Origin of the sequence: Actinoplanes sichuanensis (assembly GCF_033097365.1) — a bacterium.
Lineage (GTDB): Bacteria > Actinomycetota > Actinomycetes > Mycobacteriales > Micromonosporaceae > Actinoplanes > Actinoplanes sichuanensis.
In genome coordinates, this window is the sequence record NZ_AP028461.1 from 4,549,289 (window position 1) to 4,562,263 (window position 12,975).

The following is a 12,975-nucleotide window of genomic DNA, read 5'->3' on the forward strand; positions in this document are numbered from 1 at the left end:
AACCACGGGAGGAACTCATGCACAAGGCCAGAGCACTGCTCGGAGCCGCCGCCGCTTCCTTATTGACAACGGCCTTCCTCGTACCGGCGTCACCGGCCCTCGCCGGGCCCAATTGCGCCAGCGGCTATCACTGCGGCTGGGACATCGGATTCGACACCGGCAAGATCAGTTTCTTCAACGGCGATCGGGACTTCCGCGATAACAGGTTCCACACCGGCGTGATCGTCGACAACAACATCAAGACCGTCAGCAACTCGTCGAGTTCTAACTATGTGAGTCACTGGTACACCGAGGTGAACTGGGAAGGGTATGCCTTCTGCGTGAACCCGGGCAGTTGGGTGGGCAGTCTGCCCGACGATGGAATACCCGGCAACGGCGTGGGTTTCGCCAACGAGGCCAGTTCCGTGCGGCTGGAGGCCGGCGGCCCGTACGACTGGTGCTACTGATCCTGAGGCCTGTGGCTCACTGGTCCGGTTAGGATGCCGGATCCGGCACCGAACTCCGCGGCCGGCGGTCGTGGCGGCGTGTTCGACGGCCCGGGCGACGCCGGACCGGGCTGGGCTGCGGGACCACCCGCTCGCCCCGACGGCCCGGCGTCGCCGGTGACGGCGACGCGGCGGCGGATGCGGTCGCCTTGGCGGTGCGGTGCCCGGGCGGCCTGGCGGATCGGGCACGCTGCGGCCGCGGTTACGGCGCCGGGAACGGCGACTGGTGCTCGTGAAGCCGGTCCGTCAACGCACGTCACCCGCAGAAGACCACGGCATGCCGCCTTTGAACGGCCGAAACCCCGGATAGGGGCACCGTCTCCCCAGCCCTGCCTGCGTGGGCGGCTGACGTCTGCGGCGTGCCGGTCGGTCTCGGCGTCTTCCCACCGGCGGACCGCTGAAGGTGCTCACCTGGTCGCTCTGTGCCGCCACGTGACCAGGCGTAGGGATCATGGCCGTCGCGTCCGGCCTGTTCAGCGGGCGAGGTAGTCGGCGGCATGACGATGGGCGGCATCACGTGCGGCGGAAGCTCTGCAGCCAGTCCAGGATCTGGTCGAGGGTGACGTGGTTGTCCCGCAGGTCCCGATAGCCCTGTTCGACCAGGTCCGGGTCGACGCCGGCGGCTCGCGCCTGCTCGCGCACCTGCGCCAGGTCGGTCTCGGTGCGCAGAAGCCGGGCGATCAGGGTCTGTTCGCGGGCCAGGGCGTGCGCGGCGGCTTCCTGCCTGCCGCGGCCGAGGAGCAGCAGTCCGGTTGCCGGGCCGCCGATGAGCAGAGCGCCGGCGCCGAGGTAGTAGAGGATCGCAAGAGGCATTTCGCGACCTTTCCGAAAACGATAGAGGGATACAGGATCGTGTCGCGGAAGTCTGGCACGGAGCCGACGGCAGACGCAACACGATCCTGTACTCTTCTCTCGTGACTGAAGACGCGCTGCAGGTGGCTGCGGGCACCCCCGGGAATCAGCGGTTCGGTGCACTCCTGAAAGCCCTGCGTGAGCGCAGCGGCCTCACCCCGCAGGCGCTCGCCGACCAGGCGAAAGTGCACGTGTCGTTCGTCCGCGGGATCGAGCGTGGCGCCCAGGCCCCGTCGATGGCGTCGGCGCGGCCGCTCCTCGCCTGCCTGACCGAGCAGGACCGGATCCGGTGGGTGGAGGACGGCCCACACGACCTGCTGATCCGCGATCCCGACACCGATCGTGACGTCGCCTTCGAGTTCACGGCCAAAGTGAAGGGCCAGAATCGGCGCCCGGAACCGGTCGCCGTCGCCAAAGGGCTCGTCATCCCGGCGGCCGCACTTCTGGGTCTCGCCGCGGCGTTCCCGTGGAAGAACTCGAAAGTCGACACCGCCCTGACGGTGCTGGGCGAAGCGGCCGAGCAGTTCGGAAAACACCAGATCCAGTTGCCCTCCCCCGCCGATGAGGCCAGGTTCGGCAGGGTGGTCCGCCTTCTCGCCGCAGCCGACGACGAACTGCTGGGCCGCGTCGAGAGCCTGCTCCTCAAGGAACTCGACCCAGATTCATGACAAACCTCGGCGCCGCGTACGGCGTACGCCGTCCCGAGAACGACCTCGGCCACCGAAGACCCCAAGGAATCAATCGGCAGAGAGGGACCCGTCTGGCGGCAGCGGCGCGCTGGTGCCCTTTCAGTTGAAGCCGGCGACGATCTCGGCGAGATCCTTGAACTCGACCTTCCCGACCATGTAAAGAACGGCGCCGGTCACGATGACACCGACGACGGCCAGAGCGAAAACGCCCCGTTTGACGTGCTCCAGCTGATCGCTGACGGCGATGATCCGGGCCGACAGGCGGTCGGCGAACCCGCCGTGCCGTGCTGACCAGTCGGCGTCGAAGGCGTCCGGGTCGGCGACGATCGTCTGATAGACCGCGTCGTCGGCCGGGCCGGCGAGGACGACCAGCAACGCCACTGTCAGCTCCCGCATCCGGGGTGTGAGCCTCCCGGTCAGGGACTGCGGTGAGCGCAGGAATGCGCGGATCTCGTCCGCGGCGCTCCACATGATCACCGGTAGCGGATGGCGGGCCGGTGGCCTGCTCGTCGCCGTGACCCGCTTGCCGATGTCGTCCAGCTGTCGGGCCGTCCTGGCCAGACGACTGCGTAGCAGATGCCCGGCGTCGGCGATGCGCAGCGGCGGCGCGTCGGTCGGCTGTGGATCCCGGTCGGGTTCGGTGCGCAGGATATCGGTGAGCGCCATCAGGGTGTGCGCCACGACGAACGTCCGCTTCCAGAACCGGCAGGCCAGATACACGATGACGAACGGCAGGTACAACGACGCGTTCACCGCGACGAGGGTCAGTACGCCGGGTTCGGCCTGCAGGTGCGAACTGCGGGGCGCGATCATGTACAACACGCCCACTGCGATGGTCGCGCCGCAGCGCAGCCGATAGTCGACACGGTCGAACGTGACCCGCTGCCGGTGAGCCTGGCTGACCTGGTCGCCGGTCAGGGAGAAGTCCACGAGACGGTGATCCGTCACGGGTCGGCTGACAGCGTTGAGGCAGCACAGCACACCGATCTCGGTCAGCAACGCTCCGCCGATCACTGCCACGGCCGCCGTGAACTCGGATTCACGGACAACGAGGATGGGGGCAGCCACCCCCATCCCGGTGAGGAGGCCGTACAGCAGGCCCGTACGCTCCCGGCGCCACCGCAGATACCAGCGCAGACCGGCCCGGCTCCACACTCCGGCATCGCTCAGGTCCGCGAAATCAGGCCGCGCCATCTCGGCCTGAACAGTATGTTTCAGCGCTTGCACAGCCCCGAAGCAGGCGACGCCGATGGAGAACACCATGCCGACCGTGTACGTCAGCAGCAGGGCGGCCCACGCGGCCAATGTCACCCTCCATCCCCTGTGGGCGGCGAAACCGCCACCACCGCTGAATCCGGCCTACCGTCTCGAACGTTCTCGTTCACGGCATCGGGGACGGCGACTGCACCCAGCGGACCATGCGGATCTCCCGTACCCCGTCCTCGACCTGGACCGTCCCGTCGGCGATGAAACCGTGCTTACGGTAGAACGCTTGCGCGCGCGGGTTGGGGTCGGCGACCCACAGCGCCGCCGACTCTCCGGCGTCGATCACAGCGTCCAGCAACGCCTGGCCGGCACCCGTACCGTGCGCAGCTGAAACCACATAGAGCACATACAGATGCCGGGCCCACATCGCCGCAGCGTCCAACGGTGGACCTGACATCGCAACGCCGATCAACTCACCGTCCCGCTCGGCCACAGCCGTGCGGTTCTCGCGATATCGCACGTCGGTCAGAGCCGCGGTCCAGAACCGCTCCCGTGCCGCCGGGAAACCCGGATCATCGAGTATCGCGTCCGACATGAGGCCTCGATAGGTCTCCTGCCAGCACCGGACATGCACCTGCGCCATCCGAGCCGCATCCTCGACCCGGGCCGAGCGAACAGTCAATGAGGAACCCACCGCAGGATCGTAGGTTGAGGGGGCCGCACGGAAGGCCCCCTCAACCGCTCCAGATCTAGCGCCCTGCCCGGCCGCTAGTGCGGTGTCCACGAACGTTCGCCGGGTCATTGTTGTCGTACCCTCGTGCTGGAATGCCGGGTGTGCCGAGACGTCGTGATCCGTCGGGCCCGCCGGTGGTGCATCGCACCGCTCGTGTCGGGTTGCGGCTGACGCGTGCTCAACGGGAGCGGTGTTTCGGCCTGCTGCGTTCCGGCGCCGACGTGTGGGCCTGCGTCCTGGAGATCAACGCCTGGCGGCGGCGGCGCGCAGACACGCCGATGGCCGGTTATCAGCAGTTGTGCAAGCTGCTGACCCAGGCTGGTCCGGGCACCTTCGGGGAGTTGGACACCACCGGCGCCCGGTCGGTGCTGCGCCGCTATTCCGACGCCTGGTTCTCCGCGGCGGCGCGGCGCAAGGCCGGGCATGCGGAGGTGCGGTTCCCGCGTCGTCGACGCGGGCTGCTGCCGGTGCGCTGGTATCACGGCACGTTCGACCTCGACGGCCGCCGCCTCCGGCTGCCCACGGCAGCGGGTAGCCCGCCGTTGTGGCTGCGCCTGGACCGGCTCGTGCCCTACCCACCGGACACCGTCCGGTCGGTCACGCTGCTGTTCGACTGCGGCCGGTTGTGGATCGACGTCACCGCCGAGCTCCCGGTCACGGTCTACCCAGCCGAGCAGCGACCGGACCCGCAACGGGTGGCCGGGGTCGACCCCGGCGTCATCCACCCCTACGCCGTGGTCGGTCTGCACGGTCCGGCGCTGCTGGTCTCCGGTAGGGCGATCCGCGCCGAGCATCGCATGCACCTGGCCGACACCAAGGCCCGCCGCAGAGCCACCGCCGCCCGCGCCCCGAACCCCGGACAACGCGGATCACGCAGGTGGCGCAAGACCCGCCGCCGCGCCCGGCTCGTCGAGACCCGGCACCGCCGCAGGATCCGGCAGGCCCAGCACGAAGCCGCCAAGGCCGTGATCGGCTGGGCCGTCGACCAGCGCGTCGGCACCCTGACCATCGGCGACCCTCGCGGCGTGCTCGACAAACCCGCCGGACGCCGTCACCACCTCCGGCTACGGCAGTGGCAGATCGGCCGCACCCTGCAGATCCTGCAGGACAAGGCCGCCCTCGCCGGGATCCGCACCCACCTGGTCGACGAACGCGGCACCTCCTCGACGTGCCCGCGTTGTCGGACCCGTATTCCCAAGCCTCGGGGCCGCCGGCTGGTCTGCCGGTCCTGTCGGTTCGCCGGACACCGCGACCTCGCGGCGGCGTTCACCATCGCCACCCGCACCCCGGGCGGCGCACCCGTCACCCCACCGGAGCACATACCGGCCGGGGCGATCACGCACCGTCGAGCCGGCCGGCACCTCCCCGGTGCCGGCCGTTCCCGACGTGATCCACGCCGCCCCCGGGCGGCACCAGGATCAGTTGGCCCGCGGAGGCCCGCCCCACCACCAGGGGAGTCGCTCGCCCACCCCGACAGCAGTGAGCGAGGATCCACAACGAAAACCGGACCACCCGGCGAACGTTCGTGGACACCGCACTAGTTCGTCGGGAGGTCGAACTCGCCGGCCTTGGCGCCGTCGAGGAAGGCGGACCGCTCCTGCGCGGTGTACTGGATCGTCCCCGCCTTCGGGTCGGTGCTGTGGGAGACGGCGACGGTCCCGTTGTTCAGGTGCTGGACCTGGACGCAGTGCCCGGCCGAGCCGGACCTGGAGGACTTGAACGGCTTTCCGTCATTGAGCAGTTTCATACCGTTTCTCCTTACCTTGATGTCACCGGCGCCGGTTGACGCCGGGAGAATGAGATGCAGCTGTCGGGTCAGATGGGTGCCGCGTTCGGCCGGAAGTTCGCGGCCGTTGAAGAGGTTCGTGCAGGTCAGGCCAGCCGGAGCCGCGCAGGTCGGGCACTCCTGCCCGAGGTCTGTCCGCGCGTCGGCCTGGCCAGGTCGGCGATCGGTCATGGCGGGAACCGGGCGTTCCATTGGATGCGGGACCCCAATCGCCGGCTCAGCTCGGCTTCGGCGGCGATCAGCGCCTCCATCTCCGCGACCCGGTGCTCCAGGGCGTCGATGGTCTCCCCGAACGCCCATGGTTGCCGCGGCACGTCGTCGGGTTCACCGCGGCGAAAGTCGTCACACCGGCGTAGGCGTACGTAGTCGGTTCGTCGAGCGCCGAATCCGGCCGGCCGGTCCGAGCCCCTTCCGAGGTTCGGCGGCATCCATGAAGCACTCCAGAAGGGATGGTCACGGTCGAATCGCTCGCAGGAGTCCAGGGCCCCGGCCGGATAGGGCAGCCGCTGCGCCATGAGTCGTCGGTTCTTCCAGGCGAGCGTTTCCTGCGGGGGGACGATGGGTTCAGCCATGGCCCTCCCCCGCCGAGACGACCTGCGCATCACGGCTCGTTCGGAGAGCAGCCAGCACGAGCTCGAGGACCGGCGTCTCTGTGGAGATAGCCGGGACCTTGGCCACCCCGCGATAGCGCGGGCTCGGCTTCTTGAGCATCGGATGAAGGTGGGCGCCGGGAGTTCGCCGGTCCAGTGGGGCCTTCTCTACGCCGGCGTTCATGGCTGTCCTCCTCACAGCTTCGCCCATCCGAGAAACCGGCCGAAGAGGTCCTTGGGGACCGGGCTTCTGCTGTCTCTCAAGTCGTCGATTGCGGCGACGCATTGCATCGCCAGGTATTCCATGAGTGCGAGTTCGCAGTCCGCGTACTCGATGAGCATCGACTCTTTCGCGGTCGCGCACGGCCAAGCGTCACCGCAGCCGTTGCAATGCCACGCCGGCCGCACCGGCGTGTGCGGCGCGACGACCATGTCACCGACCTGGGCGCCCACGAGGGTCACGACCGCGCCGGCTTCCCCGACGTTTTCGCCGGCGTCCGACTCGTTGCGGCAGGCCCATGCGCAGGGCACTCCTTGGTGACCCCGCAACTGTCGCACCAGAGCTTCAGTTTCGCCGCCAGGAGCCCACCGACGAACCCGAGGACCAGCCCGGCGACGGCGGCGATGGTTGCCACGGGGATCACGCGCTCACCTCCTTGAAGGGTTGGCATCCCGAGTCATGGGCCACGCGGCCGTCGGGGGTGCCGGGAATCCGGAAGCGGACATGCCGCACAAGAAGGAGAGTGGCCCCCAGGCCTTTCCAAAGCAACGGTTGCAGGCCGATACTGCCCAGGAAGGGACGTTTGGGTGAGCCGTGTTACGAAGCGGCCCAGCGAAGTGTTGCGGAGCGACGGAACGAGAGGTTGCGCGGTGAACGCAAAAGGTGTTGCGCCATGACGACGACAGAGAACGGATCTTCGGTTCCCCGAAGGCAACTCGGCCGCAAGATGAAAGAGCTTCGGGAAAGCGCCGGACTGTCGATCACCGAAGCTTTCACCGCATTGGAATGGTCCCGGCAACGCCTGTGGCGCTACGAGACGGGACAGGTTGCGGTTCACCCCAATGATGTTGCGGTCATGGGTCAGCTATACGGCACCGACCCGCAAACCATTGAAGGACTGAAGGAGTTGGCCCGACAGTCCAAGGCCAAGGGTTGGTGGCACGCCTACAGCGACATTCCGGAATGGTTTGAGCTGTTCCTCGGCATGGAGGCAGCAGCCAGCCGAGCCCGCGAATTCGCAGCTGAAATCATCCCTGGACTGCTTCAATCACCCCAGTACGCGAAGGAAATCATCAGCCGTGGCCCAATAAGGTTGACCCCGGAGGCCATCGATGAACGAGTGTCCATTCGAATGCAGCGGCAACGCATCCTAACTCGGCCGCGACCTGCCGCGCCCCGCCGGGAAACCATCCTTAGCGAGGCCGCCCTCGTTCGCGGATTCGGGCCGGAGTTGATGGTCGATCAACTGGCACGCGTAGTTGCCGTCACTGAGTTGCCAAACGTATCGGTACGGGTAATTCCCTTCGGCGCCGGCGTGCACTCCGCATTCCAAGGGCCGTTTGTGATCCTAGATTTTCCACGAGAATCGCCCGTACGCGATCCCGAACCGACAACTGTCTACGAAGAATCGCCCACCGGCTCTTTGTATCTGGACAAGCCTTCAGAGGTAGACACCTACTCGTTCATCTGGGCTGACCTGAGTAGGGTGGCGCTGGATGAGTTCGAGAGCCGGCGACTCATTGAACAGAAAATGAAGGAGTGGTCACGGTGACCAGCACCAACCTTGACGGTGCCGTGTGGCACAAGAGCACCCGCAGTGGCCAGGACGGCAACTGCGTCGAGGTGGCAGATAACCTGCCACACGTGGTGGCGGTCCGAGACACCAAGGATCGCGACGGCGGCACGCTGACGTTCTCGCCCGAGGGCTGGGCGACCTTCCTGGACGCGGTCAAGGCCGGCGAGTTCGATTGCGACACGAAGTAACGGGCGTCGAAATGGATCGGCCGCACCGAGAACACGCGGTGGCGGCCGGTCGCTCACCGCGTTCGCCCGACAGGCCACGCGGTGAGCGACAGTCGACGTTGCTGGAAACCGTCTTCTATCCGGGTTCGCCGACTTCCGGCACTCGGGTGACGGCCGCGACGCCGAGCAGGCCGAGGATCGCGAGGAATCCGAACAACGCCTCGTAGCCGCCGAGTGCGAGCAGGGGCGGGGCGATGAACGGCACGATCGACTGGGGCAGCGCGTTGGCGGTGTTCGCGATCGCCATGTCCCGGCCGGTGTCAGTGTCGCTGGGGAGCAGACGCACGCACATCGCCAAGTCGATGGCGACGAAGGCGCCGGTCCCGACGCCCAGCAGACCGGCGGAGACGAAGACGTAGGTCAGCGACGGAGCGACGGCGAGCAGGGTCAGCCCGATCGCGGCGACGACTCCGCTGAAGACGACGAACGGCTTCTGCCGGCGCAGCAGGTCGGACAGGTATCCCACGACGACGCTGCCGACCGCGATCAGGACGATCGACAGCAGCGTCAACTGCAGGACCAGGTCGCCGAGGCGTTCCTGGGACACACCGAAACGCTGCAGCAGGTAGAAGGAGTAGTAGGTGTTACCCGCGTAGGCGCAGGTGACGAAGAACCTGACGACGCACGCCCAGCCGAACGCCGGGTACCGACGCGGATCGATCCAGAAGGTACGGACCAGAGCCGCTAGGTTCCACGGCTCAGCCGTGGCCGTCCCGGGCACATCGCGCAGCAACAGCACCGCGATCACCCCGGCGAGTGCCGTCACCACCGCGACCGCGATCCATTGCGCGAGCGAACCGGCCGCGAAGCCGTTGACCATGCCCAGCCCGACGAGCGGACCGACCGCGATGGTCATCCCGATCAGACCGGAGACACCACCGCGACGGGCGGCCGGCACCTGATCCGCGACGACCGCACCGGTGGCGGCCCCCTGGAAGGTCAGCAGCGCCTGCACCAGACACCAGAGCAACACCACCTGCCAGACCTCGGTGGTGACGCCGAGCAGAACCAGCGCGACCGCACCGCCGACCGCGCCGCCGAGGATCCACGGGCGCCGGCGCCCCAAAGGCGACACCGTCCGGTCACTGATCCGGCCGGCGACCGGATTCACGACCAGGGCGACCAGGGCGCCGACACCGGCCACGACACCGAAGGCACCGGCCGCGTCGTCCCCGGCGATCGCGGTCAGCCGCAGGGTGAGCAGCAACTGGATCGGTGTGATGACCGCGACGTAGAACCCGACCTGCGATACGAGCAACGCCGAGACCAGCCGACCGAACGACGTCCGCCGATCCGTGACGTCATTGCCGGCAGTGAGGTCGGGGGGTGACGCGGTCATGCGGGTGTTCTCCATCCGTCCGGCAGTCATGGCACTGGGCACTCCACCACCGCGGGATAGACATTCGATCGGCAGCCGCTGTACGGGCGACCACGAGCCATCCGATGTCAATCCGATGTCGAAGAGCTCATCCGGCAATGGGCGCGGCTCGCCGCGATCCGGCCGCTCGGGCCCGACCAGTCCTGCCGGGGAAGCGGAGCGTCACGGGGCGTTGAGTACGGCATTGGCATTGGCGGGCATCGCCGCGGCGGCGTGGGGTTCGGCCGATTTCCTCGCCGGGGTCGGCGCGCGCCGTCTACCGGTGCGCGCCATTCTGATCGGCAGTGAGCTGACCGGCCTGGTGGTGGCCGTCGTCTATCTGGCCGTCCGGGACGGGCCGCTGCCCACCGAGCCACGGCTGCTGGTGATCAGCGCGATCGCCGGGCTGCTGGCCGTACCGGCTATGGGTCTGGTGTATCGGGCGATGCGGGACGGGTCGATGGTCGTGGTCGCGCCGATCGCCGCCGGTGCGTCGCTCGTGCCGGTCGGCTGGGGGCTGTTGCAGGGTGAGCGGCTCGGTGTCGGTGGGGTGGTCGGGGCGATCGCCGCGATGATCGGTATGACGTGTGTGTCCTGGCCTGCCGGGCCGACCGGGCGGAGGCCGGCGCGGTGGCGGGCCGTGTGGTGTGCGGGCGGGGCGGCGCTCTGTTTCGGGACGTTCTTCGTGCTTCTGCATGAGGCGGCGCCGGGTGATCCGTACATCGCGACGGCTTATGTTCGTGTGGCCGGCGGAATCGCCGGTCTGCTTCTGCTGGCCGAGGCCCTGGTCACGCGGCGGATCCGGGTGCGGGCCGGGATCGGGCGGAGGTGGTTGTTGCCGGTGGTGGTCGGTGTGCTGGAGACCGTCGCGGACAGCACGTTCGCGGTGGCCGCCGCCGGTGTGGCGGTCGGTGCCGCCGCCGTGATCGCTTCGCTGTATCCGGCGGTGACGGTGCTGCTCAACACCGTGGTGCTGCGGGAGAGACTCCCGGCCGTCCATGTATGCGGTGTCCTCGCCGCGCTGGTCGGGGTGGTGTGTCTGGCCGGCTGAGCGGGCGGCCGGACACGACGGGCGGTCGCGTTCGTGGGGAATGCGGCCGCCCGTCACCGGGTCGAGGGCCGGTCTGCCACCGTCTTGAGCGGCAGGCGCACGGAGATGAGCGTGCCGCCTTGCGGGGCCGCGCCGATGTGGGCGGTGCCGCCGAGTTCGGTGGCGCGCTCACGGATGCTGGTCAGGCCGACTCCGGCTCGGTAGCGGTTCGGTAGGCCGGTCCCGTTGTCGCTGATCTCCAGGTGGAGGGCGTTCGGGTCGCGTTCGAGCCGTACCGAGCATCGGGTGGCGGCGGCGTGCCGGACGACGTTGGTGATCGATTCGGAGACGATGTGGTAGGCCGCCACCTCGGCGGCGGCGGGCAGCGGTTCGATGTCGGTGTCGGCCGCCACGATGATCTCCACCGTGTCGCCGCCCAGGTGGGTGGCGCGTTCGCGTAGTGCGGCGGTCAGGCCCAGCTGGTCGAGGGCGGGTGGGCGCAGCCCGTGAACCAGGCGGCGCACGTCGGCGAGGGCTTGCCGGTGCGTCTGCGGCAGCCCGGAGAGGATCTCGATGGCCTTGTCCGGGTCGGTCGGCAGGAGGCTGAGGGCCAGTTCGAGGCTCATCCCGGCCGAGGCGAGGGTCGGGCCGAGGCCGTCGTGGATGTCACGGCGCAGCCGGCGGCGTTCGTCTTCGAGGGCGGTGACGGTGCGTTCCAGGGACTGTTGCAGGCGGGTGGTCAGCAGCAGGTTGTACGCGGTGGCGCCGACCTGCCGGGCCAGGACGTCGAGCAGGCGCGAGTCACGGGCGCCGAACGGTTCCTGCCGTGGTCCGGGGTCGAGGACCAGACGGCCGATCTCCTCACTCTGGTGGATCAGCGGGACTTCGAGCGGTCTGCCGGACGGCCGTCCGTGCGAGAACGAGGGCAGATCGAGGCCGTCGACCTCGACCGCCACATAAGACAGCCGGAGGGTACGCGCGAGCGTCTCCACCAGCCGGGCCAGCACCGACTCGACGGAGCTCGCCGACTCCAGCCGCTGGCCGAGGATGGTCAGCACCTCGTACGGGTCGTCGCGCGAACCGTAGACCAGGCGACCCACCGTCCGGCGCAGATAGCGTTGGGCGGGCGCGAACGCGAGGGCGACCACGGCCGCGACCAGCACGCTCTCCCCCGCTCCGATCGCGGCGGCCACCGCCAGATAGGCGGCCATCAGGCCGACCGTCACCAGCCCGTAGACCAGTGGTCGGCGCAGGATGACCTGGATGTCGAAGAGCCGGTAGCGCAGCACGGCCATGCCGAGCGCGACCGGGAACGGAGCGAACACGAGAGTGGTCAGGACGTTCCACGGCAGCAGCGGGTGACCGATGATCCACTCGGGTATCCGGCCGAGCACCATGTACAGGGCGGCGCCGAGACCGAACGCGTACACGGCGAGCCGCATCCGTTCGCGGCCTTCGGGCCGCGACGCGAACCGGTAGCCGGTCAGGAACGCGGCGCCGATCAGGAACGGGAAGACGTTCGCCGCAGGTGTCGACAGCGAGACGAGTACCCGCAGGTCGACCGGCTGTGCGGTGATGACGGCGGCCGCGTACAGCAGGGGCGGCAACAGGTAGCCGGTGATGACGACCGTACGGCGTAGCGACCGGCGTGGCCACGGCTCGGGGAAGACCGTCGCGAAGTGCAGCAGTACCGACCAGAGCAGGCAGGACGCGACCTCACCGATCAGGTCGGGCCAGAGACGGCCGGTCACCACGTCGACGATCTGGTTCGAGTACGGGAAGGCCAGGCTGGACAGGAACAGCAGCAGGCCCATCGCGTACAGGGTGCGGGCGGACCGGTCACGGGGTCGCCGGACGATGACGAACGCACAGACGGCCCACATCGCGGCCCAGAACGGCGCGGTCCACAGGTTGTCGCGCAGCAGCTGCGGGATCGGATATCGGAACAGCGTGACCGGGACGTTCAGGGTCTGCTCACCGCGCATCACGGTGTACGTCACCGTGTCGCCGAAGGCGAAGGCCGGCTGAGTACGGGTCACCGGGATCCCGTTCACGGCCGTCACCAGGTCACCGGCGTGCAGTGGCCCCGCCGACTCGGTCACCCGCAGACCGGCCGTCGTCCAGCTCTCGGCGCTGGGACGGGTCAGGGCTCCGTCCGCCGGTGCGAGCAGCCGCACCGCGAACACCAGGGCCATCGGCACGATCCACGCCGCGTAGGCTGCCG

15 protein-coding genes are annotated in these 12,975 nt (G+C 68.6%); 6 read left to right on the forward strand and 9 right to left on the reverse strand.

Annotation, left to right across the window (positions count from 1 at the left end; translation table 11 throughout):
• Positions 1-17: 17 nt before the first annotated feature.
• Positions 18-446 carry a peptidase inhibitor family I36 protein gene (locus Q0Z83_RS20995; protein ID WP_317795658.1) on the forward strand — a complete coding sequence of 143 codons (429 nt, stop codon included), beginning with the start codon at positions 18-20 and terminating at the stop codon, positions 444-446.
• Between the two features lie 552 nt (positions 447-998).
• Here the strand turns inward: Q0Z83_RS20995 and Q0Z83_RS21000 are convergent.
• Entirely contained in the window at positions 999-1,298 is a 300-nt protein-coding gene (locus tag Q0Z83_RS21000; protein WP_317795659.1) for a hypothetical protein, read from the reverse strand.
• A gap of 101 nt (positions 1,299-1,399) precedes the next feature.
• On the opposite strand from Q0Z83_RS21000, the gene Q0Z83_RS21005 reads away from it, so the two are divergent.
• Complete coding sequence (locus Q0Z83_RS21005) at positions 1,400-2,005, forward strand: helix-turn-helix domain-containing protein (RefSeq protein WP_317795660.1); 606 nt, start codon at positions 1,400-1,402, stop codon at positions 2,003-2,005.
• Positions 2,006-2,125: 120 nt separating this feature from the next.
• Here the strand turns inward: Q0Z83_RS21005 and Q0Z83_RS21010 are convergent, their stop codons facing one another.
• Entirely contained in the window at positions 2,126-3,337 is a 1,212-nt protein-coding gene (locus tag Q0Z83_RS21010; RefSeq protein ID WP_317795661.1) for a hypothetical protein, read from the reverse strand.
• 70 nt (positions 3,338-3,407) lie between these two features.
• A complete protein-coding gene (locus tag Q0Z83_RS21015; RefSeq protein WP_317795662.1) occupies positions 3,408-3,827 on the reverse strand; it encodes a GNAT family N-acetyltransferase in 420 nt (139 codons plus the stop codon).
• Between the two features lie 239 nt (positions 3,828-4,066).
• Between Q0Z83_RS21015 and Q0Z83_RS21020 the strand changes: the two genes are divergently transcribed.
• Positions 4,067-5,506, forward strand: coding sequence for an RNA-guided endonuclease InsQ/TnpB family protein (locus Q0Z83_RS21020; protein ID WP_317795663.1), 1,440 nt, complete (start codon positions 4,067-4,069; stop codon positions 5,504-5,506).
• Here the strand turns inward: Q0Z83_RS21020 and Q0Z83_RS21025 are convergent.
• From Q0Z83_RS21025 to Q0Z83_RS21040, 4 genes are all read right to left on the reverse strand, one after another.
• Positions 5,503-5,712, reverse strand: a complete 210-nt coding sequence (locus Q0Z83_RS21025) for a DUF397 domain-containing protein (protein ID WP_317795664.1) — start codon at positions 5,710-5,712, stop codon at positions 5,503-5,505. The genes Q0Z83_RS21020 and Q0Z83_RS21025 overlap by 4 nt on opposite strands.
• Before the next feature lie 206 nt (positions 5,713-5,918).
• Positions 5,919-6,323: a hypothetical protein gene (locus Q0Z83_RS21030; RefSeq protein ID WP_317795665.1), complete on the reverse strand. Its 405-nt coding sequence runs from the start codon at positions 6,321-6,323 to the stop codon at positions 5,919-5,921.
• Complete coding sequence (locus tag Q0Z83_RS21035) at positions 6,316-6,462, reverse strand: hypothetical protein (RefSeq protein ID WP_317795666.1); 147 nt, start codon at positions 6,460-6,462, stop codon at positions 6,316-6,318. Before Q0Z83_RS21035 ends, Q0Z83_RS21030 begins: the two co-directional genes overlap by 8 nt.
• A gap of 74 nt (positions 6,463-6,536) precedes the next feature.
• Complete coding sequence (locus tag Q0Z83_RS21040) at positions 6,537-6,899, reverse strand: hypothetical protein (RefSeq protein WP_317795667.1); 363 nt, start codon at positions 6,897-6,899, stop codon at positions 6,537-6,539.
• Between the two features lie 335 nt (positions 6,900-7,234).
• Between Q0Z83_RS21040 and Q0Z83_RS21045 the strand changes: the two genes are divergently transcribed.
• Complete coding sequence (locus Q0Z83_RS21045; RefSeq protein ID WP_317795668.1) at positions 7,235-8,113, forward strand: helix-turn-helix domain-containing protein; 879 nt, start codon at positions 7,235-7,237, stop codon at positions 8,111-8,113.
• Positions 8,110-8,325: a DUF397 domain-containing protein gene (locus Q0Z83_RS21050; protein ID WP_317795669.1), complete on the forward strand. Its 216-nt coding sequence runs from the start codon at positions 8,110-8,112 to the stop codon at positions 8,323-8,325. Before Q0Z83_RS21045 ends, Q0Z83_RS21050 begins: the two co-directional genes overlap by 4 nt.
• A gap of 115 nt (positions 8,326-8,440) precedes the next feature.
• Here the strand turns inward: Q0Z83_RS21050 and Q0Z83_RS21055 are convergent, their stop codons facing one another.
• Positions 8,441-9,703 (reverse strand): MFS transporter, encoded by a 1,263-nt coding sequence (locus Q0Z83_RS21055; RefSeq protein ID WP_317795670.1) that lies wholly within the window; start codon positions 9,701-9,703, stop codon positions 8,441-8,443.
• Between the two features lie 211 nt (positions 9,704-9,914).
• Here Q0Z83_RS21055 and Q0Z83_RS21060 point away from each other — a divergent pair, with 211 nt between their 5' ends.
• Positions 9,915-10,772 (forward strand): EamA family transporter, encoded by an 858-nt coding sequence (locus tag Q0Z83_RS21060; RefSeq protein WP_317795671.1) that lies wholly within the window; start codon positions 9,915-9,917, stop codon positions 10,770-10,772.
• A 53-nt stretch (positions 10,773-10,825) separates the two neighbouring features.
• Here Q0Z83_RS21060 and Q0Z83_RS21065 read toward each other — a convergent pair whose 3' ends face one another.
• The gene (locus Q0Z83_RS21065) at positions 10,826-12,946 is read right to left on the reverse strand and encodes a histidine kinase (protein ID WP_317795672.1); all 2,121 of its coding nucleotides are present in this window, start codon (positions 12,944-12,946) and stop codon (positions 10,826-10,828) included.
• Positions 12,947-12,975: the final 29 nt, after the last annotated feature.